We start from the raw sequence: 25,396 nt of genomic DNA, 5'->3' as shown, positions 1-25,396 counted from the left end.
GTCAGCAGCCATACCCGGTCACTCGGTGAAACATCGCTGCGTGAACAGCGAATAAAAAAGCACTCTGCACAGCGGCCATATCTGACAGTACCTTGTCTTAATCGAGGATCTCATTGGCACCAGAACTCATTAAGGCCTGCAAGCGCGAGATGTGCGCAGTTCTCAAGTTCGGTTCGCGAACAGCCCGCGGCGGCCTGCACGCACAACCCACTAAAGATCGTCTGGCAATAGCGCGCAAGCGCCCCTGCGTCTGCCGTGCCAACCACATTTCCGTTCTTCTGCCCGTGCTCAAATATTTCCGTAAGCAGCGGGATAACCCGATCACGACGCCGCACCAGCTCATTGCATACATCTTGACTTGCGGCGCCGCTCGTAAGACCTGACTGCATGAGCAGGCAACCAGGCGGCTCAGCGGGATCGGTCAACCACTCGATGGCGCCATACAGGGTTCGCTCGATCGCTTCATGAGCCGTTGATGCTTTAAGGATCGACTCCTTGTATTGAATGCGACGCACGTCGTAACGCTCCAGCACCGCATCAAAAAGCCCTCGTTTGCTACCAAATGCGAAATAAACGCTCGGCGCGTTCATGCCCATTGCTTTGGTGAGCTCAGTCATTGAGGCGCCCTCGTAACTCAAGGCCCAGAACACCTCCATCGCGCGGTCGAGCGCCAAGTTTTCATCGTATTTTCTGGGGCGTGGCAAGCAGTCTGCTCCTGTAATTTACTAATCAGTTTATTTATATGTTGACCGCAATACTACTCCTCTCTAATTTATCGATCACTAAATTTCACAACAAGAGAAGGTATTCATGACGCAGCAGTTGCGGGGAAAAGTCGCGCTTATCACCGGGGGGAGTTCGGGGCTGGGGCTGGCGGCAGCGAAGCGTTTTGCCGCGGAAGGCGCGAGTGTGTTCATCACCGGGCGCCGGCAAGAGGAACTGGATAAGGCAGTTTCGCAGATCAGCGGGGACGTAATCGCTGTACAAGCGGACTCTTCCAGCCCTGCGGATCTGGATCGGCTCTATGAAATCATCGGCCTCAAAAAAGGCCGACTGGACATCGTCTTTGCCAACGCCGGCATTCTCGAAAAGGGGGCCATCGGCGAGATAACGGAAGACTCGGTGGATCGCCTGTTCGACGTCAATGTGAAGGGGATCATCTTCACCGTTCAGAAAGCGCTGCCGCTCTTGGCTGACGGCGGCGCAATACTGCTGACATCCTCGCTGGTTGCGAGTAAGGGTTTACCGGCCAATAGCATTTACGCCGCTACCAAAGCCTCGATCCGAAGTCTCGCTCGTGGCTGGATGGTCGACCTCAAGGACCGCAAGATTCGGGTGAACACTATCAGCCCTGGCGCTATTGAAACGCCGGGGCTCAAGGGCGGGGCTGCGGACTCAGTCGCTGCTCAAGGAATGCTTGATCACTTCGCAACGCTTATCCCGGCCGGGCGTGTCGGCGAGCCCGATGACATTGCGAAAGTCGCGGTGTTTCTAGCATCCGAGAATGCCAGCTATATCAACGGCGCAGACATCCCCGTGGACGGTGGATGGACACAGGTGTGAGTTTTCGAAGCATCCAAATCCGCGTTCAAAAGAAAGGTATATACGATGAGCAAAATACTAGTGACCGGTGCAACCGGGGCGCTGGGAAAGCTGACTGTCGAGGCATTGCTGAGGCGCGTTGGGCCTGAGCGAATAGCCGCACTGGCACGAGACCCCGCCAAGGCCATCGGGTTGGCTAAACGAGGCGTTGATGTCAGGCGAGGCGATTACTTCGACCCCGACTCTCTGATGAGCGCGTTTCGTGATGTGGACAAGGTGCTGATGATCTCGGCCGTGGCATTTACCGACCGACTGACCCAGCAATTGAATGTCATCGACGCTGCCAAGGCGTCAGGTGTCAAACACATCATCTACACGTCAATTCAGCGCAAACCTGGATCGACATTTGAGATTTCGATGGTGACGCAAGCCGATAAAGACACCGAAGCGGCACTGAAAGCGAGTGGATTGGCGTTTACCATTCTGCGTAATTCCTTGTACCTCGATGTGCTGCCATTCATGTTGGGCGAACTCGTTCTCGAGGAGGGGGTGCGTTTAACCCAAGGTGAAGGCAAGGGGGTACTCGTTGCTCGATCAGATCTGGCTGAGGCCAATGCGGTGGTTCTTACCGAACCCGGGCACGAAAACCAGACTTACACATTGGGTGCAAGCGAAGCTTTCTCCTTCTCGGATGTCGCGGCGGAGCTTTCGGAAATAAGTGGCAAGTTGGTGGGATTCAAGGGCGTATCAGCGCGGCAGTATGCGCAAATACTGGAAGCGCGGGGCTTGCCCAAACACTTTGCCGACTTTTTGAGCGAATGGTCACACGCCGTGTCGGTGGGAGAGTTCGAGCAAGTGACAGGCGACCTGGAAAGGCTGACCGGCCGCGCGCCCCTCAGCTACAAGACTTACTTAAGACAGATTTACGGAAGTTGAGCGCCAGGAAATTTTGGTAGTTCGTACGTCTGACCTTTCATTTGCTTGGGCACTGAGGCTCAAGGCGACTCTCCATGCCCAACCGCTTGCCTCTCACAACAATACCGAAGCCCTTTTCGATCAGGAGTTCTAGGCTGATGAGTAAGATTTTATTGATCGGTGTGATGTTATCCGCCGGAGCTTTAACCTCGCTCGTGCAAGCATCAACTGAGCCGAGCTCGGGGCAGCACGAAATGGTCAGTTATCACGAGACCGAGGTAGACGGCGTCAAGATATTTTTCAGAGAGGCCGGTGATCCAAAAGCGCCAACGGTGCTGCTCCTGCATGGCTTTCCAACGTCATCTTTTATGTACCGAAACTTGATACCAAAGCTCGCTGACCGTTATCACGTCATTGCACCCGACTTTCCCGGTTTCGGTTTTTCAGCAAGCCCCGATCGCGCCCACTATGCATACACCTTCGATCATCTCGCGCAAACAATGGACAGTTTCACACAAAGGCTTGAGCTCAAACGGTATGCACTGGGGGTCTTCGATTATGGAGCTCCAGTCGGATGGCGTTTAGCAGCGGCTCATCCAGAGCGAATCACCGCGATCATTACGCAGAATGGCAACGCTTACAAAGAAGGCCTCAGCGAAGGATGGAAACCCCTTCAGCGTTATTGGTCGCAGCCTAGTCAGGTGAATCGCGATCAACTTCGCGATTTGCTGAAACCTGGGACGATAAAGTGGCTGTATACCCAAGGAGCTCCGGATCCGACAGCCGTGGCCCCTGAAACCTACACGCTGGATGCAGCATCGGTTGCAAGACCAGGTAACGATGAAATCCAGCTTGACCTGTTGGGAGATTACGGCAGCAACGTAGCACTCTACCCGGCATTTCAAGCGTATTTTCGTCGCTATCAGCCGCCGATTCTCGCTGTCTGGGGAAAGAATGATCCTTTCTTTTTACCCGCAGGAGCAAACGCGTTCAAAGGTGACGACAGGAATACGGAGGTTCACTTTTACAACACCGGACACTTTGCGCTGGAAACTCACGGCAGTGAAATCGGCAATGAGATACACACCTTCCTTGATCGAGTAGTTCCAGGAGCGTAGCAGTGAAATAGCCTGCACCTAACTACGCCAGCAAGGAGAAACTTTCACTGAATACCGCTGGCACCGTGGTGCACGGCAAAAACACCTTCCCGTCCGGTCACTCCAACTTTGCGGGCGCACAAATACATCTTCTACGACGAGAGCACTGTAACCCGTGACGCGAACTCGGCCTGTGATTCCTCCACCAGAATCCAGAGCCGGGAAAGCGTTGGGCGATCTGCTTACCGGCTGATCCCGCGCCCGTCCATCATGGATAGCAACCGGCCGTCTGTCTTCGCGTCGACCTCGCGGATTGGCTTTGGCACCGCCGCTCTTTCGACCCGCTCACCACTCAGATAATCACCGACATTCATATTCGCTGCCTTGAGGACGTCCGGAGATAAATCAATAACGACATCTCCGTTATCATCCCCTGCCCCTGACCAATGCCGGTTTTTCGCATTGAATCAGTCATCAGACGCTAACTCCGATACAAATGCCGTCGCAGAAGCGACGGCACTGGGAGCGAATGGGCAACTGTGAACCCAGCGGACCTCAACTCATCGTTGGCCAATCCGAATAGCCGGTCGAATCACCACCATACCAGTAGGCTTTGGGTGCTTCTGCCAAAGGCGCGCCGCTGGCCAAACGCGCGACCAGATCAGGGTTGGCAATGAAGGGGCGTCCGATGCTGAACAAGTCAGCATCGCCGGCGGCCAGCGTCTGCTCGGCCAGATCCAGCGTGTATTGATTATTCGCGATGTAGGCACCGCGGAACGCCCGTCGCAGCGCGGCAAAGCTGACATCGCTAACCTCCTCTCGACTCTGCTGCGTGACGCCTTCGATCTCATGGACATACAGGAGTCCAAGGTTTGACAGCGCGGCAACATAGGTGCCGAACGTGCGCATAGTGTCGCTGTCCAGCGGGGTTTCGCCAGGCGTAGTGGTTACGGGCGAAATACGGATGCCCACTCGTTCGGCGCCCCACACGTCGATGACAGCCTGGACGACCTCCAGCGGGAAGCGAAGGCGATTTTCCAGCGAGCCGCCGTAACGGTCGGTCCGAACGTTGGTACTGTCGCGAATGAATTGTTCCAGCAAATAGTTGTTGGCTGAGTGAATTTCCACTCCATCGAAACCTGCGGCTTTGGCATTCTCAGCCCCCCGACGGTAGTCCTCGACGATCAGCGGAATTTCATCGGTCCTGAGCGCACGAGGCGTGACGAAATCCTTCATGCCTTCATGTACGCGAATCTGTCCGTGTGGCTTGATGGCTGAGGGCGCGACGGGCAACCCCCCGTCGTGCATGTCGGGGTGAGACATGCGCCCCGTATGCCACAGTTGCAGGAATATCTTGCCTTCGCGCTGATGTACGGCCTGTGTCACCCGTTTCCAGGCCGTGATTTGATCCTCGTTCCAAATCCCGGGCGTGCGGGTATAACCGCGCGCCTGGGCTGAAATGTTGGTCGCCTCCGTGACGATCAGCCCCGCGCCAGCGCGCTGGGCGTAATATTCGGCGGCATAATCAGGCTGTATGCCATTGTCATCTGCCCGGCTGCGGGTCATGGGCGCCATCACGATGCGGTTCTTGAGTTGCAACCCACCCAAGGTGACAGGCTGCAGGATCGGGCTTGCAATACGATTGGTCATGAAATTCTCTCTGCAGAATGAGGAAGTTGACAGGCCGCTCAGTCGACGGTTTTGGCCCAGACGGCTTGCGCGTTGGTGAACTCGCGCAGTCCGAAATGCGAGAGCTCTCTGCCGTAGCCACTTTTCTTCACTCCGCCCACCGGAATGCGTGCATTCGTGGCAGGGAAGCCGTTGATGAAAACCCCACCCGTTTCCAGTCGGCGAGCGATGCGCTGGGCGCGGGCCTGGTCTTGTGTCCACAGGCTGCCGCCCAACCCGTAATCACTGGTATTGGTCAGCGCGATGGCATGTTCGGCATTTTCAGCAACGGTGATTGCGGCGACCGGTCCAAAGGTTTCCTCGTCGAATGCGGCCATTCCCGGCAGAACGTTGGCCAAGACCGTGGGTTCGTAGAAGTTGCCAGGGCCTTCCATTTTTTTGCCTCCCAGCAGCAAGGTGGCACCGGCGGCGATGGTGCGCTGAACCTGACCATCGAGCTCGTCCCGCAGATCGCCGCGCGCCATTGGCCCGACGTTATTCTCACTGTCCAGTGGGTTTCCGACCTTCAATTGCCGGACCGCCGCCACGAATTTACGAGTGAACTCCTCTGCGATCGGCTGTTCGATGATGAAGCGCTTGGCCGCCAGGCAAACTTGCCCGGCATTCTGAAAGCGGGCTTCAACGGCGGCTTTGACGGCCAGATCGACATTGGCGTCTGCCAGGACGACGAAGGCGTCGGAGCCGCCCAGTTCGAGGAGACTTTTCTTGAGCGCCTTGCCGGCAGTGGCCGCGACTGCCGACCCTGCACGCATGCTGCCGGTGAGAGTGACGGCTGCGATACGCGGATCCTCGATCGTGCGAGCCACTGTGTCGTTGTCCGCGATGAGATTAGCGAACAGTCCTTTAGGGAAACCGGCGGCCTCGTATGCCTCTTGCAGTGCGTACGCAGAGCCCATCACGTTAGGGGCATGCTTGAGCAGGAAACCGTTGCCTGAAAGCATGATCGGACCCGAAGCACGAATCACCTGCCACAGAGGGAAGTTCCAGGGCATCACGGCCAGGATGGTGCCGATCGGCAGGAACGAGACGTGAACCTGATCATCGCCCTCGACGTCAACGGGCTCATCAGCCAGGATCGCGGGACCATTGTCGGCAATCCATTCGATAGTCGCGGCACACTTTTCCACCTCCGCCCGAGCCGACGCCAGAGTCTTGCCCATTTCGGCGGTGATCAAGGCTGCAAACACATCCGAACGGTCTCGCAGCGTCGCGGACAGACGACGATAGGCTGTTACTCGCTCGCGCATCGGGGTGGCACGCCACAGGCGGAAGGCGGCCGCGTTGGTATCCAGCAGCTGTTCTACCTCACTCGGCGTCTGGAAGGGGTACGTCGCGATCAGTTCACCCGTTGCCGGATTACGTGAAGTCGCAAAGGCGGGTGCAGTCGAAGCGGGGTTCATTGCGGTCATCGGGATCACCTTTAAAGTGTCGCTGCAACGCGGTTTGCGCTGCGATGGACGCTACTTTGGGGGTGTTCGCGAAGGCCAATAAGGCGTCTTGTTATCCTATGAGTCAGAGTCATAGGCATGGTGGCGAGGGATGTACGTCACGAGCGAAAGATCGGGCCTGCCTTCCGGCGTCAGCGCCACATAAGTAAAGTCGATATAGCCGCTGACTGGATGCAGCAACCGCTTGCGTCCTTCGTCGAAGCCTTTGACTTCCGTCTCCTGCCACCACTCTCGAAACTCCGGGCTCTGAGCCGACAGCTCCTCGACCAGACTGTCGAACGGCGCCTTGTCTTGAGCGAGTGCCCGGGAGGCGCGAAAGGTGCTGATCATTCCCCTGGCCATTTGCTCCCAATCCAGAATCAACGTCCGATACGGGATGTACAGAAACAACAGACGCAGGGTGTTGCGCTCATGAGGCTGTAAGGAGCCGTAGTCGACGAGCAAATCAGCGATCGCGTCGTTCCAGACCAGAATGTCGAGTCGGGAGTTGCGCACATAAGCAGGGACAGGATTGATCGCGCGCACAAGCATTTCCAGTCCTGGAGTGATGCCGCCGCCAGCCGCTGGGGCAGGCGCTTCAAGTGCAGACAACGCAAACAAATGCGAAGACTCGACGTGATCGAGCTTGAGAACTTTGGAAATACGCCTCAGCGCGTCAGGTGACGGCTGGATATCCCGACCTTGCTCCAGCCAGGTGTACCAGCTGACGCTCACACCCGCCAGGACGGCGACTTCCTCCCGACGAAGACCCGGGGTGCGACGAGGCCCCTCTGGCAGACCGAAATCCTTGGGATCCAGACGGGCTCGTCCCGCAGAGAGGAATTTTCCGAATTCACGCCGTGCTTCTAACGATGGTCTCTTGGTCATGGGTCCCTCAGGTGCGACGGGTCGTCGACGGATCGTAGAACCGTTGATGAGATCCGGTTTTATCAACTTGATCAAATGAATTCCGTGACGCCCCTTTCAGGACGGCGACGATGGCTTGATTCGGGCCCTGACACACTCCGGGTCGGTCCCCTCCCCTACGCTGGCAAGGGTCCGTATGCACGATAGGTATCAATCAGCGTGTCAAATAGCGAGATGTCCGATCGGCTTCTGGCGATCAGCTGAGCACCCGCCACGGCCGAGAAAATCGCACGGGCGCGCTTCTCGCTGTCTTCTGGCTTGCATAGGTTGGCGGCTATGAGAAGCCTGCTCAGCCAAGCCACGTTCACCTCCGCGAAAGCCTGAATTTCCTGCGTCATCTCTGGCGGCAAATTGTCGGTTTCCGCGCCCACAAAGCTGCCCAGACAGAGCCGGTTGTCAGCCTCCAGTGAACGACGAAAAATCTCGGGAAAACGACGCAGTGCGTCGAGCGCATCTGGCGTTTCCAGTGAGATCACTTCGAGCGCCGCAGCGCCGTCTTCCCAGTAACGCCTGGCGACCGCCACACCCAGATCAGCCTTGCTTGGGAAGTGGTAGTAAATACTCGCGGGCTTGATTCCCACCTCAGTGGCGAGATCACGGAAATTCAGGCCGTTGTAGCCTTGGGACTGGGCGATATTTCGCGCCGCCAGCAGAATGGCTTCCCGGGCGTTGATCGTCATTGCTTTGCCTTTGTCCTTGGTGGTTTTTCGGAAGTTCGCCATGCTAAATCAAAAAACCTACCTTTTGTTAGGTAGTGCTGTTGTACATCCGTCACCACACCCGTTCAACTCATGCCGATGAGGCACGTCGTCACACATCCCGTCCCCCTCGAACACCGAGTCAGAAATAGCTCCGTCGGGAGCGCCATGCATTGCGGTCCCGACGACTCTACTCATGCAGCACGAGGTCACTCAGACGGCGAATCCAGTTCCGGAATTCCGCTGCTCCGATCAGCATAGGCAGCCTGGAAGCTCGGGCGTTTCTGCCAGCGCTGCCAGTAGGCATCGAGGAACTCGAAGCGCTCATCCAGTGGGGTGGCGTTGACCGGGAACTTGGAGAAGGCAATCGCGGTTGCCAGCGTGATGTCAGCAAAGGTTGGAGCGTCGCCGCCCAGCAACCATTCACGGCCATCGGACAGGTGACGATTGACCAACGCTGCATGGGCCAAGGCTTCCTTGCGACAGTGCTCGCCCCACGCCTCATTCTTCGTCAGTTCAAGCTTGAAGCCCAATCCGGTGTGCAACACGTGAAACGCCGTCACGATCCGGTACAGGATATGCACCCACACCCGGTTATCCCACATGTTATCGAGCCCTTGCTCCAACGCGGTCTCGCCCATGATCTTGCGACCTGGATAGGACTGGTCGAGATAGCGAACGATAGCGGCCGTTTCGGAAATGAAGCTGCCGTCTGCGAGTTTCAGCGTGGGCGTTTCACCCCAAGGATTCATATTGAGGTGACGCCACCCGCGCTGCTCGCCCCCGGGGGCCATGTCATAAATCGTTTCTTCGAACTGGTCCGCTATTCCCTTTTCGTGCATGAACAGACGCAGGCGTTGAGGGTTGGGAAAAGCGGATGGCGATGTGAAGAGTTGCAGTTTAGCGGTCATGGTCAGCTCCAGAAGGAAGAGGAATTTTCTACCTAACGTTCGTTAGGTGTGGCTAATTTATCTCTCGCTTTTGGGCATGTCAACACCTACCTAACATTTGTTAGTCTTTTAATTTTCGCGATGATCCAGGCGCACCTGACCACGAGCTCGACAGACGAGTGACGACCAAGTCTGGCCATGAGTGCGGAAGGCGTTCGTGAAATAAACTGCTGAGCCCGGGTACCCGATTTTGGGAAAGCAGTCGGATTTGGTTGGGGTGTAAAAGACTGCGAGATGGAGAAAGCTATCGCCCAGGGTCGCCCCTCGCGACGGTCCGCGTCGGGATCTGATGGAGCCTTTCACGAACGGCGACCTTGGGTTCAGATGCGTTCTGCGTCGAGTGTTTACGAGTGTCGATATGAAAGTTGCATTCCGGCCCGGCATGCCAGCGTGACTCAAATGTCATCTGCGCCGGAATATCCCCGGCGCCTGGGTTCCTTACCGCGAACCCCTGGCCAGATGGACTCAGTCATGACATCTGCCTTTCTGAGCGCGTCGGCATCAAGCGCTCTCGATCCTGCTCAATCCCCCGCTGTTCTGGTGCAAAAGGTTGCCGGTAGCGAAACCCGTCTCGCTGTTCTGATCGCGACCATGCACGGGAAAGAAGCGGTCCTTGGTCCATCTGGTGACCGACCTTCGCGCCCGACCCTCTCGGCGTAACAATGCCGCTGGCCCAGGATTCGAAAATTGGTTTGCCGGTCGGCATGCAGCTCGGGGCCGGTTATGGTTGTGAGGACCTGCTGCTTCATTCAGCGGCCCAACTCTGACGCGCACGGCCCTGATGTGCGCGGCGCCCCGCAACAGGACCGGCAACCACTGATGGCCGCTTCGCAGCGGTGCATGTGCTTTCTTCGGTTGTCGCGCAAGATGCTGAGTGCAGCGTTGTGGAGATCAGGCGTTTTCAATCCGACCCCGTTGAGTCGGGCCAAGACGCCATGGTCGCAGTACTGTCCCGGACGACTGCGGCCACGGTGTCGAACCCATCATCCAGCCTGTTCAAACCGGGCTTTGTGGCGGAGTGAAGTAGACGGATTCGTTGTCATCGGCTGCGTCCTCTGTGGCGGTGTAATAGCTGGATGCATCGTCGTCCGAGAGGTTTTCTGTCTGCACTGAAGGTCGAACCGGGCGCTCGGCGGAGTTCCTCGAAGACGGCGAGCCCGGCCGCTCGGCCTGGCTTGAGGGGCCGTCGTTGATCGTTGGCTGGGCTTGCCCGCCGTCAAGGCTCGCCCGGACACTGCCTGCTGAAGACTTCAGGGAGTTGGGCGCCGTGTTCTCGGCATTCATGATCCGATTGCCGGTGAGGCTGGTGCGCGCAAGCGAATTCGCTTCAGATCCCGCTTGCCGGGATTGTTGACTGGAACGTCTGCCGAGACGGCCTGACGCCTCGTCTGGTGCCCCCTCCGTTTCCTCTCGCACTGACGCGGTCGGTGTCGCGCCCGCCACGGGTTCGGCTGTTGTTCTACCTGGCGACGTCAAATCCCCAACCAGCTTGTCCGCGACAGCGACGCTTGCAGCATTGGCACCAAAAACTGCGGCGCCTCCTATTGTATTGATGGCGTGTTTTGCAACCGACCCCAAGACAGGGTGTTCGCTCAACGCGTTTACCGCAGCGCCTTTGGCGGCTTCCAGGGCGGCGAAGCCACCGGTCAGTGTGCTGACGTTCGCTGCACCGGACGCGGTGAAAGTGCCCTTTGCGGTTCTCGACACCGCCCCGAGCGGATCGGTGAACAGTGTGCGGCCCGCATCGGCCAGACGCCCTCCGGCATTGATGAGAGGCGTAGTCATGGTGTTTGCGCCCCGCAACGCTTGCAAGGTGTCGAACCACTCGGTTTCCTGATTCAGGTCCTCTTTGGGCTCGGCATCTCTGCGTCCCAACAGCAGCGCCGGGCCACTGGTGAATTGCTCGGTGCGACGCGTGTGTGCGGCATAACCGGTACCGGCACCGGCGGCCAGTCCTCCGGTAATGGCCAGGACGGTATCGACAATGGGCTCGGCCGCAGGATTTGAAGCGGCGGCCACCGGACCTGCGATCCACCTGCCCGCATTTCGCAACGTGAACGTCTGCGCCTCCAATCCGTTTTTGATGGCCAAGTTCGCTTTGGTATCGATCGTCTCCAGCGCGGCATTCAACGAATCATGCAGTTTGTCCCCGGGCGCTTGCAGGTAATACGCATCTTCTCGGAGTTTTTTCATGGAAGCGCCGCCGACCTGATCCATCACTGACGCCGTGGCGAGCGCGATCGCCCCTTGAGCTGCCGCTTTCGCCACCGGATTCTGAATATTCGCACCGACGCCTGTAATGACGGGAATGGCGGCCTGCAGCGTCGACGCCAGGGCAAACGGCAAACCGCCAACCGTGCCCGATACAACCGAGGCGTTGCGGTCCATCTTCTTCGCTTTGTCCATCACCGTTCGAAGCTCTTCGAACGAGATGTTCGCTTCCATCAGTTTGTTGACTCGGCTCTCGATGATGCGATCAATTTCTCCGCGATGGGGCGATTCTGCATCCAGGCGCTCTCGATAAGGCGCGAACTGGCGGCTTATATAGCCCGTGAGCAGATGCCTCATTTCACGGGCCTCGCTTACAGCCGCGGCGCTCACCTGTCCGGATTGGGGATGACCGTGCCCCACGCTGGCGTGGTCGGTGACGGCACTGGAGCCTGACCGCTCTGGAAGTTCGATGGAGTGTGAAGAAACGGGGGTTTGCTGGCCAGACACGCGCATGATGAAGTCCTCTCTGGATATAGGGATCCGTCGCTGTTACCCGCGAAGGTATTCATAGAGGTGTGTGGCCGACCGCATCGTTCCGGTTCCTGATGCACAGGCGGTATTTGACGGTTATGTTTCAGAATGAAGACTCGTTCCCGCTCAGCCCGTCGCATCTCTAAGGTCGACTGATGGCCACGAGTCTTATGCCAGGTAGGAAGCAGCGCGAGCGTTGATTTAGCCCTAGTCTCGATGCTTGAGACCCACTGACAATCGACAGTTGCGAGCCTCGATACTCCCCTGCCGATAAGGCCAGCAAGCGCGATCTCTCATGCTGGGCGTTTGGCGGACAATTGTCAGCTTCACCTTCGCCGGCGCCTCAACCCGAGGGCTGTCACCCGGGCTGTGATGAAAGGTGACGATGTTGTGGGCGCCAGCCGGGACAAAGTTCTGATCATTGAAGCTGGTCTGTCGATCTGCGGGGAATGCCTCGGCGCTCAACGTGGCTGGCGTGCTCCTTATGACAACGCCACTGTTCGCCTCCACAACTGCTCGGGCTTCGGGCCCCGTTGAAGTGATGCGGCGATGAGGCTCTGATCGGCTTGCCCACAGAAACGCGCTGACCACAACAACACTTGCCACTGCCAGAAACGCAACCAGATTCGGCATCCCGCGCCTGCGGTTCTTTCGAGTAATGCGTTCCGGTGCGTCGCTTGTTTCCGCTTTCATCCGTCATTTACCTGTGATGTTTTCCCGCACGTCGGCACCGCTCCGAGCAATACCTGACCTCGTCCCAGCACCGCGCCCATTTTTTGCGCCAGGTGAAGGGCAGCTGGCAACTGGCACAGGTCTTGGTCGGCAGCTCACTCTTTTTCACCTTTTTCCTCCACTCTCCAAGCTGGCCTCTGAGGCGCCACTGGACTGATCGGCCGTTTCTTCGAAATCTTGATCCCGCCAAAGCGTGAGGTCGTTCCCTCGATCAATGCACGCAGCACGTACGTCGAGCCTTCAAGACGTTCATCAGCTCCGCGAAGCCCCTCCCGCCTGCCAGCCATCGTGCGCCCGGTTCCCCCCTCGAACCAACTCAGATACCGCGAGGTCAACCCTGCAGATCAGAAGATTCCTTTGGCTGTAGCAGGAGTAAATCATGGAAACCAAAGACACCGTTCATTATGAAAGCTTGACGGAGGCCGCCAAGCGACTTGCAGAGACCCGACGTTCCTTGCTGCTGGATTTGCTCAACCCGGCTTTTATGTCCAGGCATTCCCGAAGCCCGGATTTCATCACCTTCTGCGAGTCGGCCGGCTATGACGTGCATACCATCGAAGACTTCGAATCTGTAGCAGACGAACAGTGGGATGCCTTCGTTGCCGCCAATACAGACTTTGCAGATTGGGCAGACATGCAAGCGGGCGCGGTGGCAGCGCAGGCGAGCGAACAATTGCTTAAAGTTATCAAAGATTGATCCGCAGCCAGGATGCAGGGGTTTACCCATGAACACCTTCCTCGCCCAGGCGCGTTGAGCCATGAGCTCTCTGGTACCCAGGTTGCGCCTCCGCAGCTGGACGAGTTCTATCTGGATGCGGACGTGCCGAGACGGGCGATGGATGAGGAACGGCTGACCGTTCCTCCGCTGGCTTCACACTAATGCCGGCCGCCTGCAAGTCGGGCGACGCCCATTGCTCACGGTCAATGGCCTACGACCATTTCGCCGGACTGCCTTTCACCCGCGGCAAAGCCATGGACGCGCGCTCGCGTTGCGATGGTCAGACTGAGCAGCAACAAGATCAGCAAGACCCAGGGAACCGAGCTGATTCCCCACTGACCGAGCAACACGCCACCCAGCAACCCGCCGCTTGCGATCGCGCTGTTCCAGACCACCACGTTCATGGAAAGCGCCACATCAGCGCCCTTGCCGGCCGAGTCGGCGAGCGCGGTCTGCAACAGTGTCGCGGCGCCGCCAAAGGTCAGGCCCCAGATGAAGACACCCACGTAGACGGCCAAGGCATCGCTTGAGAACAGTCCCAGAAAAACCGCGACCGCTGCGAACGCGGCGAGACTGGCCAGCACGGTCGATCGCAGATGACGGTCAACCAGCCGCCCGGTAATCCAGATACCCGCCAGCGCCGCGACACCGAATGCCAGCAATACCCGATCCACGTCATCCGCCAGCCCTGCGCCGGCGATGAAGGGAGCGATGTAGGTGTAGAGAATGTTGTGAGCCAGCATCCAGGTGAAGACGACACCCAGCACCGAGCGCACGCCGGGCGTGAGGAAAACCTGTCGCAACGCCATGCGCTGAGATGAGGACTGCCCAGGGTAATCGGGCACTTTGACCAGCACCCAGACGATCAGCAAGAGGGTCAGTCCGGACATCAAGCCGAACGCCATGCGCCAACCGATCAATCCGCCCAGCCAGGTGCCCATCGGCACACCCAGCGACAGGGCAATGGGTGTTCCCACCATGGCCACGGCCAGCGCGCGGCCCTGCAGTTGCACCGTCACCATGCGCCGCGCGTAACCGGCAATCAGGCTCCAGGCCAGTCCCGCAGAGACACCGGCGAAAAACCGTGCGACCAGTGTCAGCCAATAGGTGGACGACAGCGCCGTGACGGAATTGAATACCAGAAAGCCGACAATCGTCAGCAGCAACACCGTTCTGCGGCGCCAGCGCTGGGTGGCGATGGTCAGCGGGATGGCCGCCAGCAAAGAGCCGAGCGCGTACACAGTGACCAACTGCCCGGTCAACGAGGCGGAGACTTCCAGCCCGCGCCCGATCTGCGGCAACAAACCGGCAGGCAATGTTTCAGTCAAAATGCAGATGAACCCCGTCATCGCCAGTGCCAGCAACGCGCCTAAGGGAAGCCTGGCGCTCTGTTTCTCATCGTGAGTCATGCGATCACCTACTAATATACTGATCGGTATAAATATAGGGATCGACGCTCGTCTGGTCAACGACTTATGTATCGATTAGTATTTAAGTACCGCTGGCTGAAGGAGACTCGACATGGCGCAGATGGGACGTCCCCGCACCTTTGACCGCGACCTGGCAATCACTCAGGCCATGCACCTGTTCTGGGAGCATGGATATGACGCGACCCCGCTCAGCCTGCTCAAGGCGCACATGGGCGGAGGCATCACCGCGCCCAGCTTTTACGCAGCCTTTGGCTCCAAGCAGGCCTTGTTCAGTGAGGTGATGGCGCGATACCTGACCACTCACGGCCGGGTCACTGACAGCCTGTTCGATGAGACCCTGCCGCCACGCGACGCGATCGAACTCACCCTGCGACGCTCAGCGAAGATGCAGTGTGAGCCGGATCATCCCAGAGGCTGTCTGGTGTCACTGGGCCTGATGAGCGCGTGCTCGGATGAGAGCAAGGCGATCTCGGCGCCGCTTGCTCAGGCGAGAAACAAGAACCGAGCGGGTATCGTGAGGTGCATCGAGCGCGCCATCGCTGCAGGCGAGCTGCCCACGACCGTGACGCCCCAGACGCTCGCCACCGCGTTCGACAGCTTTCTGCTGGGCCTGTCGACCCTGGCCCGCGACGACATTCCACACGCTGCGCTGGATGCCGCCGTCACGCAGATGATGGGCTTGTGGGACAGCTTGCGGATTCACGAGGGTCAGCGAAGCGAGATTTAACGGCAGGCATATTGATTCGATCACCGATCGCATCAGGACGACGCACCGGATTTTGCGCGTGGAACCGGATGCCTGGCTGCTGAGGCCAGGTTACAGGTTCCGGTTATTCGAATTCAGGCTCCGGCACATCAAATGCTAGGCACAACCGCCAGCAGCGAGGCTCTCAGGGACACCGCGCTATCCGTCCCGACCTGTTGTTCAAGCTCCGTCTGAGCCGATTGCCAATAATGCTCGGCTTCGCGCAATTTCGACTGCCCGTCCGATGAGAGAGACAGACGTAACGCAGCGCGTGGCCCTTCGGCGCGGCTATGAACGAATCCTGCCAGTTGCAGGGGCTTGAGCGCCCTCACCAGGGTCGTGCGTTCCATCACCATCAATTCGGTGAGATCCGATACCGAAATTTCAGGGTGTTCCGCCAGCATCGCCAGCAGCGAAAATTGCGACACAGACAAACCCGCCGCAGCCAAGTGTCGGTCATAAAGTCGTGTGAGGTATCTCGCATTGCGCCGAGCGGCGAGGCAGTGGCAGAGATCCGGGCCAGTGATTTCTTTCATGTCGACCATCATATGTGCATATGCACATTAGTCAACTGATCTTCGCGCGACATACTGCAGGGTCCGAAACGTCGGGCATGAGCCTGGACGTTGCAGGCGTCCGGACGCCCTTTTTAGAGATTGACAGGCAGATCAAACGCTCGCTATAACTATAGCGTTGTACGACGACAGACGATTTAACGTCGGGTCACCTCTAAAAATAAAAATGTCGGTCACCATCATGAATTCGACTTGCTCACTCACATTCTCGAATACCCGGCCTCTCGGTACGTCGCTGATTCTGTTCAGCCACGGTATGTCCGGTCCGCCCCAACGCTCCCTCCCTGCACGATCCAGTACTTGTTAGACGTCTGACTCCAGGCCCAGCGCCTCGGAGACGCACGCGTGCGCTCTCGCCAGCCCGGCCGAGAGAGCATCACCCCTCCAAGAATAAAAGTGATGCCATGAACCTGAACGAGTCCACACATCCGCAAAGCATCACCCAGGCGGCCACCCGCACGGTCGGCAAATACCGCTGGACGATTTGCGCGTTGCTGTTTTTCGCAACCACGGTCAATTACCTGGATCGGCAGGTGCTCAGCCTGCTGGCCCCTGACCTGTCCACGCAATTCGGCTGGAGCAACACCGACTACGCCAACATCGCCTCGGTGTTCCAGTTCGTCTACGCGATCGCGATGGTTTTCGCCGGTCGCTTCGTCGACAAGATCGGCACCAAGACCGCCTACATCGTCGCGATCGGCGTATGGTCCACGGGCGCGGTGATGCACGCTTTCGCCGTGCCACTGGGCCAGGGTATCGGTGCGATTACCACGGCGCTGGGTTTCGCGGCGATTCCGGTGTCCATCGCCGGCTTCATGCTGTCCCGGGCGATCCTTGCAATCGGTGAGGCGGGTAACTTCCCTATCGCGATCAAGGCCACCGCTGAATACTTCCCGAAGAAAGAGCGCTCTTTCGCCACCGGTATCTTCAACTCCGGCGCCAACGTCGGCGCAATCGCGGCACCCATCTGTGTCCCGTTGATCGCTGCGATGTGGGGCTGGGAATCGGCGTTCATCGTCATCGGCCTGCTGGGTTTTGTCTGGCTGGGCGTGTGGATGGCGCTGTACGAGAAGCCTGATCAGCAGAAGCGTCTGACCGCCGAAGAACTGGCCTACATCCGCAGTGACGCAAGCGAGCAGGTCACGGCTGCGCCGGATGCGCCGGCCAGAAAAGTGTCGTGGTTCAAGCTGCTGACCTACCGTCAGACTTGGGCGTTTGCCTTCGGCAAGTTCATGACTGACGGCGTGTGGTGGTTTTTCCTGTTCTGGTTGCCGACGTATCTGTCGGCGCAGTACGGCATGAAAGGCCAGGCCATCGTGATCCCGCTGTTCGTGCTGTACAGCATGACCATGGTCGGCAGCATCGGCGGCGGCTGGTTCCCGAGCTACTTCATGGCCCGTGGCGACAAGCCTTATGACGGCCGGATGAAAGCGATGCTGGTGATCGCCCTGTTCCCGCTGCTGGTGCTGCTGGCGCAACCCCTGGGCTACATCAGTTTCTGGGTGCCCGTGCTGCTGATCGGCATCGGCGCGTCCGCGCACCAGGCGTGGTCCTGCAACATCTTCACCACCGTGTCCGACATGTTCCCGCAGAAGACCGTGGCCTCCGTGGTCGGCATCGGCGGCATGGCCGGCGGACTCGGCGGTGTGGTCATGACCAAGATCGGCGGCTGGGTGTTCGACTACTACAAGTCGATCAACGACATTCACACCGGCTACATGATCATGTTCGCCATCTGCGCCCTGGCTTACCTGGTGGCGTGGTGTGTGATGAAGGCTCTGGTGCCGCGCCATAAAGAGATCACTGATCTTTGATCGGTCGAACTTGACCCCGTTTCACGGACTCGCCGTGGACACAGACCGGACGCGTCACGCGTCCGCTTACAATAAAAAGGAAGTATCGATGACTCAGTTCAAATTGGTGGTGGCGTTTCTATGTCTGCTCTCGGGTTCTGCCATGGCAGCTCCCTCGGCCGACGAGCAGGAGGTGGCCAAGGCCGTCGACAACATGACTCAAGCCATGCTGCACAAAGACATCAAGGCCCTGAACGCGCTGACGTCTGACAACGTGACCTACGGGCACTCGAGCGGCAAGATTCAGAACAAGCAGGAATTCATCGCCGACATCGAAACCGGTCGCAGCGGCTTCAAAACCCTGCAGATGCTCAACCAGACGATCAAGCTGAACGGCGACGTCGCACTGGTGCGTAACCACTTCTCCGCTCAGGCCGTGAACAGCGGCGTGGAAGTGCCGACCGAGATCGAAAACTTCCAGATCTGGCAGAAACAGAAAGGCCACTGGCTGCTGATCGGCCGTCAGGCATTCCGCTTCTGACTCGCTTGCTGTCGACAGGGCGATCCGTGATCGCCCTGTCGACACGCACAGGAGGTGCCACTCCTTAAGGCCCCTTCCCGCCAAATCTTCAAGCGTGCCAGTTCCGGGTCTCAGCAATCCACGATCTGCCCTTGCCATACGCCTTCACGCCGACGCGCAATAACCAGACAATCGCCTGCCCCTTCGGCGCTCACCACCCGCTCTCCGTCCGGCGACCAAAACGTGCTGCGCCCTGCAGAAGTCCAACCTCCGGTCGGGCCGCCATGGTTAGCCATCAATACCCCGAACGCATTCGTCGTGGCGTAGCCTTTCAGCAACCCGCTGTCATGGCTGTAGCCGTTTTCACTGATGAGCACGCTGGTCGCGTAGACGCCGGCGCCCGCATGTGCAGTGGCACGCGGGTGGCTGGCTTGGGTGAAATCTGCGCAAATGGACAATGCAATCTGCTCGCAAGCGATGCTCAAAGGCTCTCCCCCGGTGCCTGCACTGAATACGGCTTCCTCACCCGCATGCAGATGTTGCTTGGTGTAAACGGTGCATGAGCCGTCAGCGGCAAACACCCACGCGCCGATAAAAATTGCAGCACTTTCAGGCAGTCGAACAGGCCCGCCGACGACTGTTGTCATTGCAGACTGCATCGCCAGATCACGCAACGGCTGCAAACGTGTCCCGTCCGGTGCCTGCGCCAATTCGCAAGCCTGCGAGGGCTCGTAGCCGGTAAGGGACAACTCCGGAAACAACAGGAAATCGATCCCGTGCCCGGCGGCTAGCCGCATGAACTGGAGATGACGATCAATATTGGCGTCGAGGTCGCCTGCCACCGCGCAGTACTGTGCGGCGCAAAGGTCAAGGTCGGTCAATGATTTTCCCCCGAAGAAAAGTGCCAGTAAAACACGACTGCGCCCTCCACGACTGCCGACGGCCTACTGAAACACCGGCACACAACAATAAAGGTCGCTACAAGACCCGGGATTTTGCCGAGGTCATCGCGCAGGCAACAGAGGGCCAGGGTGTCGACGTGATCATCGACTTCGTCGGCGAGCCGTATTTCGAGCGCAACATTGCCTCACTGGCCAAGGGCGGCCGCCTGATCCAGGTCGGCATCCTGGGCGGTGGCGGCAGCGTGAAAGTCACGCTGGAGCAGATCCTTTACCGGCATTTGCAGATCATCGGCACTGTCATGAAATCGCGCACCCAGCCTGAAAAGCACGCCATGATCAAACGCTTCCGCGAACACTGGCTCGATCGGTTCGAAGGAGGTGCCAGCCTTGAGCCGGTCGTCGACAGCACCTTTGCGTTGTCACGCGCCGCCGACGCGCATCGCCGCATGGAGTCATCGGAAAACGTCGGCAAGATCATCCTGACCCTGCAGCCTGAAGACCTCGTTTGAATCGCAGTCCGCAAAGCCCTGCAGCGAACACTGACGTCGCTGCGCTGCTTTGAGGCCGCGCCGAGATGATTTGCCCCAACCTGGAGCGCTCACCCTGCAAGGCATCGCTGCCCCGGTTGCGCGACATGACGCGTTCGACACTTGGCATGCTTATTTCATGGTTCTTGCCACATCGGCAAGCCGGAGTTCGCTCCTTAAGTCTCGCCCACATATGCGCCATCGAATGCGCCAGGTATCGAAGCCTGATCAACCTTTCGCCGGGTCGATCAGGCTTTTTTTATGGATGAACGTCATGTCCGATCCTCGTCCCGCCGTCTGCGTCGGCTTTCTGCTGTCCACCGAAGGCACCTATCGGCGCATGGGCCGCAGCGCCTTGCTCGGCCTGCAGGATGCACTCGCGGAGATCAATGCCGACGAGCAACACCGTTTCAGGCTGGAGGCGATCTGCGCCGATCCCCTGGGCGAGCCGGCGGCATACGGCAGCGGAGTCGAGCAACTGCTCGGCGCCGGGGTGAGGCACATCTTTGGCACGACCCTGTCGGCGAGCCGCAAGGAGATCATTCCCGACCTGGATCAACACAATGCGCTGCTCTGGTACTCAAGCCCGTACGAAGGCTACGAGAGCAGCGAGAACGTGCTGTATCTGGGCGGCTGCCCCAACCAGACGCTGCTGCCACTGCTGCATTACGCCCTGAGCCATTTCGGCACGCGGGCGTTTCTGCTCGGCTCAAATTACGTGTGGGGCTGGGAGAGCAACCGCATCGCCCGGGAACTGCTGGAAGCCAACGGCGCTCAGGTGCTGGGTGAAAAGTACTGGCATCTGGGCGCGACCGGGTTCCAGACGCTGATCGATACCCTGATGAGCGAACGCCCCTCGTTCGTGCTCAACAATCTGGTAGGCGAGTCCTCGTACGCCTTCCTTCAGCAGCTGGATCAGGCCTGCGCGGCACACGGGCTGCGCCTGCCGGTGCTCAGCTGCAACCTGACCGAGGCCGAACTCGATGCGGTCGGCCCGATGCACGCCCTGCGGCTGCTGTCGTGCGGCCCGTTTTTCGAGACCCTGAACCCGGATTTCTGCCGCCGGCAACAGCGCCACGGGCCACGTCACTGCTCACACTATTACACCAGCGCATACTCGGCGTTGTGGCTGTTCGCGCAGGCGCTGCACGCCTGTGCCGACGCCTCGCCCGCGGCCATTTGCGAACACCTGTTCAACCATCCCATGGACAGCGTTCTCGGCACCGTGAGCCTGTCGGCGCGCAATCACCACAGCGCCCTGGCCAGTCACATCGCGGAGTTGCGCGACGGGCGCTTCCAGCTTCTGCACTCGGCCTGCGCTCCAGTAGCCGCCGACCCCTATCTGACCGTCACCGATCTACACGCCTGCGGGGTCGAACGACACAACGGCAAGCCGGTGCGCCTGAGGATCGTCAAATGAAAGCACGAGCGTTTCCTGCCCTCGATCAGGGGCACTTGCTGTTGATCGACTGCGATGAGCGCAGTCAGGCCAGCTTGGGCAAAAGCCTGCAGCGGCTGGGCATTCGGGCGCAGGCGCTGCATCGCGATGCACCTTGCGACACCCAGGGCTGCTTCGCCGCCATCATCGAGATCGAGCACTTCGCCAGTCCTGCGACGGTGAAGACGCTGGATGCCGCCGGTATTCCGATCGTCGCCCTCACCGCCCACGAAACCCTGTCGCAAATACAGCGGGCGCTGCAGCTGGGCGCCACCGCGTTGCTCAACAAACCCATCAGCCAGGGCTCGGTCTACACCACCCTGATGATGGCGGTGGGATTGCGCAACCGGCAACGGGCCGATGCCGAACAGCTTGCCGTGCTGCAGGAGCGCCTGGCGATGCGACCGCTGCTCGGCCAGGCGCTTGCTCGCCTGATGGTGACTCAGCACATCGACGAGGCAACCGCCTATGAACGGCTGCGCAGCCTGTCGATGCAGCTCAATCGCCCCATCGAGGCCCTGTGTGTCGATGTCCTGGCGACCCGCGACGAGGGCCGCGCATGAACATACTCAAGGCGTTGCTGCGTCGGCCTTCAGTGGCGGTGTCGCTGCTGTTCATCGTGGCGGTGATTGCGCTGGCCGTGCTTGCGCCGTGGCTGAGCCCCTTCGACCCGGACGAGCAGTTCGTCGAAGGCCTGTCGATGGAAGGAGCGCCGCTGGCCCCTGCCACGCCGTACTGGATGGGCACTGACCTGCTTGGCCGGGACCTGATGTCGCGCCTGATCTTCGGCGCACGGACCTCGCTGTTCATCGGCGTGCTGGCCAACGGCATGGCGGTGCTGATCGGCACACTGGTGGGCCTGACCGCAGGCTTCGTGCGGGGCTGGCTGGGCAGTGCACTGATGCGCCTGACCGATCTGATGATGGCCTTCCCTGCCCTGCTGTTGGCGATTGCCTTGTCGGCCATCTTTCAACCGAGTGTGTGGATCGTCGCGATGGTGATCGCGATGGTCAACTGGGTGCAGATTGCCCGCGTCATTTATGCCGAGACCGTGGCGCTGAGCGCGCGGGATTTCGTCGCCGTCGAGCGAACGCTGGGCGCCAGCTCGCTGCGCATCCTCTTTTCGCACCTGTTGCCGCATTTGCTGCCGACCATTCTGGTATGGGCGACGCTGGGAATTTCCACCACCGTCCTGCTCGAAGCGACCCTGTCCTATCTCGGCGTCGGCGTGCAACCGCCCACACCGAGCTGGGGCAACATCATTTTCGAAAGCCAGACCTACTTCACCTCGGCCCCCTGGCTGGTGTTCATTCCGGGCGCGGCAATCATCCTGCTGTCACTGGCGTTCAATCTGGTCGGAGACGCCCTGCGCGACGAACTCGACCCCACACTCAAGGGGCGCCGCTGATGCTGCCGTTCATCTGCCGCCGGGTCGGCTATGCGCTGTTGATTCTGTTGGGGGTGACCTTCATCACCTACCTGTTGCTGTTCCTGCTGCCCGCCGACCCCGCGCGGCAGATTGCCGGGCGCAGCGCAACGCCGGAAGTCGTGGCGGCCATCCGCGCGCAGCTGGGTCTGGATCAGCCGTTCTATCAGCAATATGTCGGGTATCTGGGGCATCTGCTTCAAGGCGATCTGGGCCGCTCGTATATTCAGCGCACCGCCGTCAGCGAGTTGATCGGTGCCCGCCTGCGACCGTCTCTGGAACTGATGGCCGCCGGCATCGGCTTCGAACTGCTGATCGGCATCAGCCTGGGCATGCTCGCCGCCCTCAAGCGGGACAGCTTCGCCGACAAGCTGTTGATGGCGTTTTCCTTCGTCGGTGTCTCGGCGCCGCAATTCATCGCCGCGATGCTGTTCCTGTATTTCTTCGCGGTGCAGCTGGGCTGGTTCCCGCTCGGCGGCTACGGCGGGGCCAGCCACCTGATGCTGCCGGCCCTGACCCTGGGACTGTTGGGCAGCGGCTGGTACTCGCGCATGGTCCGCTCCTCGATGATTGACGTGCTGCATCAGGACTTCATTCGCACAGCCCGGGCCAAGGGTCTGAGCCGGGCGCGGGTAATCTTCGTGCACGTGCTGCCCAACGCCATCGTGCCGGTGATCCCCATGATCGGCATCGACATCGGCGTGTTCATGGGCGGTCTGGTCGTGGTGGAGTCAGTCTTCGGCTGGCCCGGCATCGGTCAGCTGGCCTGGCAGTCCATTCAGCAAGTCGACATTCCAGTCATCGTCGGAGTGACCACGCTCTCTGCGGTGGCCATCGTTCTGGGCAACCTGCTCGCGGATCTGCTGATCCCGCTGGTGGACCCGCGCATCGATATCAAGCAGCACTGAATCCATCAACACAACGGGGCACAAGAATGAAAATCAAAGCGCTGACCCTGGCCGTGGCGGCCACGCTGTTCACCACGCCGCTGTGGGCCGACACGCCCAAGAGCGGAGGCAATCTGGTGGTGACGTATCAGAACGATGTCGCGACACTGGACCCGGCCATCGGCTATGACTGGCAGAACTGGTCGATGATCAAGAGCCTGTTCGGCCGCCTGATGGACTATAGGCCGGGCACCACCGAACTGGTCAAAAGCCTGGCCGAGGACTACAGCGTGTCGGCGGACGGGTTGGTGTACAGCTTTACCCTGGTCAAAGGCGTGAAGTTTCAGAACGGCCGTGAGTTGGTTGCCAATGACGTCAAATACTCGCTGGAACGCACCGTCAATCCCAAGACCCAGAGCCCTGGCGCCGGGTTCTTCAGCTCGATCGTCGGCTACGAGGACATGACCGCCGGCAAAAGTCAGACGCTCAGCGGCGTCAAGGTCATCGACGATCAGCACCTGACCATCACACTCAGCGCGCCGAACGCGACGTTCCTGCACATCATGGCGATCAACTTCGCCTCGGTCGTCCCCAAAGAGGCGGTCGAGCAATGGGGCGCCGACTTTGGCAAGCACCCGATGGGCAGCGGCGCCTTCAGCCTGGGCGAATGGAAACTGGGGCAGAAGCTTGAGCTGATCAAAAACCCGAACTACTTCCAGAAGGGCCTGCCGTACGTCGACAAGATCACCTTCGAAATCGGCCAGGACCCCACCGTCGCCCTGCTGCGCCTGAACAAGGGCGAGGTCGATATCGCCGGCGACGGCGTGCCGCCCGCGCAGTTCCTGCAATTCAAGAACGATCCCGCGTCCAAGCCGTTGCTGGTCACCGGCAATCAGTTGCAGACCGGTTATGTGACGCTGAAAACCACGCTGCCGCCGTTCGACAACCTCAAGGTGAGGCAGGCGATCAACATGGCGATCAGCAAAGAGCGGATCGTGCGCATCATCAACGGCCGCGCGGTGCCCGCCAATCAGCCGCTGCCGCCGGCAATGCCCGGTTATGACACGCAGTACAAGGGGCTGCCGTACGACGTCGAAGGCGCGAAGAAGCTGCTTGCCGACGCAGGCCTGGCCAAGGGTTTCGACACCGAACTCTACGTGATGAACACCGATCCGCAGCCGCGCATCGCCCAGTCCATCCAGCAGGACCTGGCCAAGGTCGGCATCCGCGTGCAGATCAAATCGCTGGCCCAGGCCAACGTGATCGCCGCGGGCAGCTCGAAAGATCAGGCGCCGATGGTGTGGTCCGGCGGCATGGCCTGGATCGCCGACTTCCCGGATCCTTCGAACTTCTACGGACCGATCCTGGGGTGCAGCGGCGCTGTCGATGGTGGCTGGAACTGGGCGTTGTACTGCAACAAGGCGCTGGATGAACGCGCCGCCAAGGCCGATGCGATGGCGCGTCCGGAACAGCAGGCCGAGCGCACCGAAGCGTGGAAGAAAATCTTCACCGATGTGATGGCCGATGCCCCTTGGGTGCCGATCTTCAACGAGCAGCGCTTCACCGTGCGTTCCAAGCGCATGGGCGGCGACGACGCGCTGTACGTCGATCCGGTGCACGTGCCGGTCAACTACGACTACATCTGGGTGAAATGATCGCCCTTGGCCTGTCCCGTATTTCGCTGCGGAACGGGCCATCGCCCCATTGCCATGAGGA

Annotated in this window: 24 protein-coding genes; 13 read left to right on the top strand and 11 right to left on the bottom strand. The window is 59.5% G+C overall.

The features are described from left to right. Window positions 1–110: 110 nt before the first annotated feature. Window positions 111–704, bottom strand: coding sequence for a TetR/AcrR family transcriptional regulator (locus BMZ10_RS00185; RefSeq protein WP_093458058.1), 594 nt, complete (start codon window positions 702–704; stop codon window positions 111–113). Window positions 705–810: 106 nt separating this feature from the next. Between BMZ10_RS00185 and BMZ10_RS00180 the strand changes: the two genes are divergently transcribed. The 3 genes from BMZ10_RS00180 to BMZ10_RS00170 all read left to right on the top strand — a co-directional run bounded on the left by BMZ10_RS00180 (window position 811) and on the right by BMZ10_RS00170 (window position 3,575). Further along, window positions 811–1,563, top strand: coding sequence for an SDR family NAD(P)-dependent oxidoreductase (locus BMZ10_RS00180; protein ID WP_093458057.1), 753 nt, complete (start codon window positions 811–813; stop codon window positions 1,561–1,563). A 45-nt stretch (window positions 1,564–1,608) separates the two neighbouring features. Continuing rightward, window positions 1,609–2,478, top strand: coding sequence for an SDR family oxidoreductase (locus BMZ10_RS00175; RefSeq protein ID WP_093458056.1), 870 nt, complete (start codon window positions 1,609–1,611; stop codon window positions 2,476–2,478). Window positions 2,479–2,615: 137 nt separating this feature from the next. Next, window positions 2,616–3,575 carry an alpha/beta fold hydrolase gene (locus BMZ10_RS00170; RefSeq protein ID WP_256214263.1) on the top strand — a complete coding sequence of 320 codons (960 nt, stop codon included), beginning with the start codon at window positions 2,616–2,618 and terminating at the stop codon, window positions 3,573–3,575. 534 nt (window positions 3,576–4,109) lie between these two features. Here BMZ10_RS00170 and BMZ10_RS00160 read toward each other — a convergent pair. From BMZ10_RS00160 to BMZ10_RS00130, 7 genes are all read right to left on the bottom strand, one after another. Further along, window positions 4,110–5,204, bottom strand: a complete 1,095-nt coding sequence (locus BMZ10_RS00160; protein ID WP_093458055.1) for an alkene reductase — start codon at window positions 5,202–5,204, stop codon at window positions 4,110–4,112. Between the two features lie 38 nt (window positions 5,205–5,242). Next, the gene (locus BMZ10_RS00155) at window positions 5,243–6,643 is read right to left on the bottom strand and encodes an NAD-dependent succinate-semialdehyde dehydrogenase (protein WP_218147180.1); all 1,401 of its coding nucleotides are present in this window, start codon (window positions 6,641–6,643) and stop codon (window positions 5,243–5,245) included. Between the two features lie 105 nt (window positions 6,644–6,748). Continuing rightward, window positions 6,749–7,558: a helix-turn-helix transcriptional regulator gene (locus BMZ10_RS00150; protein WP_093458053.1), complete on the bottom strand. Its 810-nt coding sequence runs from the start codon at window positions 7,556–7,558 to the stop codon at window positions 6,749–6,751. Between the two features lie 155 nt (window positions 7,559–7,713). Then, complete coding sequence (locus BMZ10_RS00145; protein ID WP_093459840.1) at window positions 7,714–8,277, bottom strand: TetR/AcrR family transcriptional regulator; 564 nt, start codon at window positions 8,275–8,277, stop codon at window positions 7,714–7,716. A gap of 227 nt (window positions 8,278–8,504) precedes the next feature. Continuing rightward, the gene (locus BMZ10_RS00140; RefSeq protein WP_093458052.1) at window positions 8,505–9,206 is read right to left on the bottom strand and encodes a glutathione S-transferase family protein; all 702 of its coding nucleotides are present in this window, start codon (window positions 9,204–9,206) and stop codon (window positions 8,505–8,507) included. Between the two features lie 1,035 nt (window positions 9,207–10,241). Beyond that, window positions 10,242–11,813: a hypothetical protein gene (locus BMZ10_RS00135; protein ID WP_093458051.1), complete on the bottom strand. Its 1,572-nt coding sequence runs from the start codon at window positions 11,811–11,813 to the stop codon at window positions 10,242–10,244. An 874-nt stretch (window positions 11,814–12,687) separates the two neighbouring features. Continuing rightward, window positions 12,688–12,828, bottom strand: a complete 141-nt coding sequence (locus tag BMZ10_RS00130) for a DUF2256 domain-containing protein (RefSeq protein WP_093458050.1) — start codon at window positions 12,826–12,828, stop codon at window positions 12,688–12,690. A 270-nt stretch (window positions 12,829–13,098) separates the two neighbouring features. Between BMZ10_RS00130 and BMZ10_RS00125 the strand changes: the two genes are divergently transcribed. Beyond that, window positions 13,099–13,416: a hypothetical protein gene (locus tag BMZ10_RS00125; protein ID WP_093458049.1), complete on the top strand. Its 318-nt coding sequence runs from the start codon at window positions 13,099–13,101 to the stop codon at window positions 13,414–13,416. 224 nt (window positions 13,417–13,640) lie between these two features. Here BMZ10_RS00125 and BMZ10_RS00120 read toward each other — a convergent pair whose 3' ends face one another. After that, the gene (locus BMZ10_RS00120) at window positions 13,641–14,846 is read right to left on the bottom strand and encodes an MFS transporter (RefSeq protein ID WP_093458048.1); all 1,206 of its coding nucleotides are present in this window, start codon (window positions 14,844–14,846) and stop codon (window positions 13,641–13,643) included. Between the two features lie 112 nt (window positions 14,847–14,958). Between BMZ10_RS00120 and BMZ10_RS00115 the strand changes: the two genes are divergently transcribed. Further along, window positions 14,959–15,594: a TetR/AcrR family transcriptional regulator gene (locus tag BMZ10_RS00115; RefSeq protein ID WP_093458047.1), complete on the top strand. Its 636-nt coding sequence runs from the start codon at window positions 14,959–14,961 to the stop codon at window positions 15,592–15,594. A gap of 128 nt (window positions 15,595–15,722) precedes the next feature. Here the strand turns inward: BMZ10_RS00115 and BMZ10_RS00110 are convergent, their stop codons facing one another. After that, entirely contained in the window at window positions 15,723–16,148 is a 426-nt protein-coding gene (locus tag BMZ10_RS00110) for a MarR family winged helix-turn-helix transcriptional regulator (RefSeq protein WP_093459838.1), read from the bottom strand. Window positions 16,149–16,591: 443 nt separating this feature from the next. Here BMZ10_RS00110 and BMZ10_RS00105 point away from each other — a divergent pair, with 443 nt between their 5' ends. After that, entirely contained in the window at window positions 16,592–18,001 is a 1,410-nt protein-coding gene (locus BMZ10_RS00105) for an MFS transporter (protein WP_093458046.1), read from the top strand. An 88-nt stretch (window positions 18,002–18,089) separates the two neighbouring features. Further along, window positions 18,090–18,521, top strand: coding sequence for a nuclear transport factor 2 family protein (locus BMZ10_RS00100; protein ID WP_093458045.1), 432 nt, complete (start codon window positions 18,090–18,092; stop codon window positions 18,519–18,521). A gap of 110 nt (window positions 18,522–18,631) precedes the next feature. Here BMZ10_RS00100 and BMZ10_RS00095 read toward each other — a convergent pair whose 3' ends face one another. Then, window positions 18,632–19,381 carry a carbon-nitrogen hydrolase family protein gene (locus BMZ10_RS00095; RefSeq protein ID WP_093458044.1) on the bottom strand — a complete coding sequence of 250 codons (750 nt, stop codon included), beginning with the start codon at window positions 19,379–19,381 and terminating at the stop codon, window positions 18,632–18,634. 20 nt (window positions 19,382–19,401) lie between these two features. Here BMZ10_RS00095 and BMZ10_RS00090 point away from each other — a divergent pair, with 20 nt between their 5' ends. From BMZ10_RS00090 to BMZ10_RS00065, 6 genes are all read left to right on the top strand, one after another. Continuing rightward, window positions 19,402–19,911, top strand: a complete 510-nt coding sequence (locus tag BMZ10_RS00090) for a zinc-binding dehydrogenase (protein ID WP_256214261.1) — start codon at window positions 19,402–19,404, stop codon at window positions 19,909–19,911. A 292-nt stretch (window positions 19,912–20,203) separates the two neighbouring features. Beyond that, window positions 20,204–21,349, top strand: coding sequence for a transporter substrate-binding protein (locus BMZ10_RS00085; RefSeq protein ID WP_093458043.1), 1,146 nt, complete (start codon window positions 20,204–20,206; stop codon window positions 21,347–21,349). Continuing rightward, window positions 21,346–21,930, top strand: coding sequence for an ANTAR domain-containing response regulator (locus BMZ10_RS00080; protein WP_093458042.1), 585 nt, complete (start codon window positions 21,346–21,348; stop codon window positions 21,928–21,930). Before BMZ10_RS00085 ends, BMZ10_RS00080 begins: the two co-directional genes overlap by 4 nt. Further along, entirely contained in the window at window positions 21,927–22,775 is an 849-nt protein-coding gene (locus BMZ10_RS00075; protein ID WP_093458041.1) for an ABC transporter permease, read from the top strand. Before BMZ10_RS00080 ends, BMZ10_RS00075 begins: the two co-directional genes overlap by 4 nt. Next, window positions 22,775–23,701, top strand: a complete 927-nt coding sequence (locus BMZ10_RS00070) for an ABC transporter permease (RefSeq protein WP_093458040.1) — start codon at window positions 22,775–22,777, stop codon at window positions 23,699–23,701. Before BMZ10_RS00075 ends, BMZ10_RS00070 begins: the two co-directional genes overlap by 1 nt. Before the next feature lie 26 nt (window positions 23,702–23,727). Next, complete coding sequence (locus BMZ10_RS00065; protein WP_093458039.1) at window positions 23,728–25,335, top strand: ABC transporter substrate-binding protein; 1,608 nt, start codon at window positions 23,728–23,730, stop codon at window positions 25,333–25,335. Window positions 25,336–25,396 lie beyond the last annotated feature (61 nt).

Source organism: Pseudomonas sp. NFR16 (genome assembly GCF_900108875.1).
In the GTDB taxonomy this organism is placed as follows: domain Bacteria; phylum Pseudomonadota; class Gammaproteobacteria; order Pseudomonadales; family Pseudomonadaceae; genus Aquipseudomonas.
This window is presented reverse-complemented; position numbering and strand designations above follow the sequence as displayed.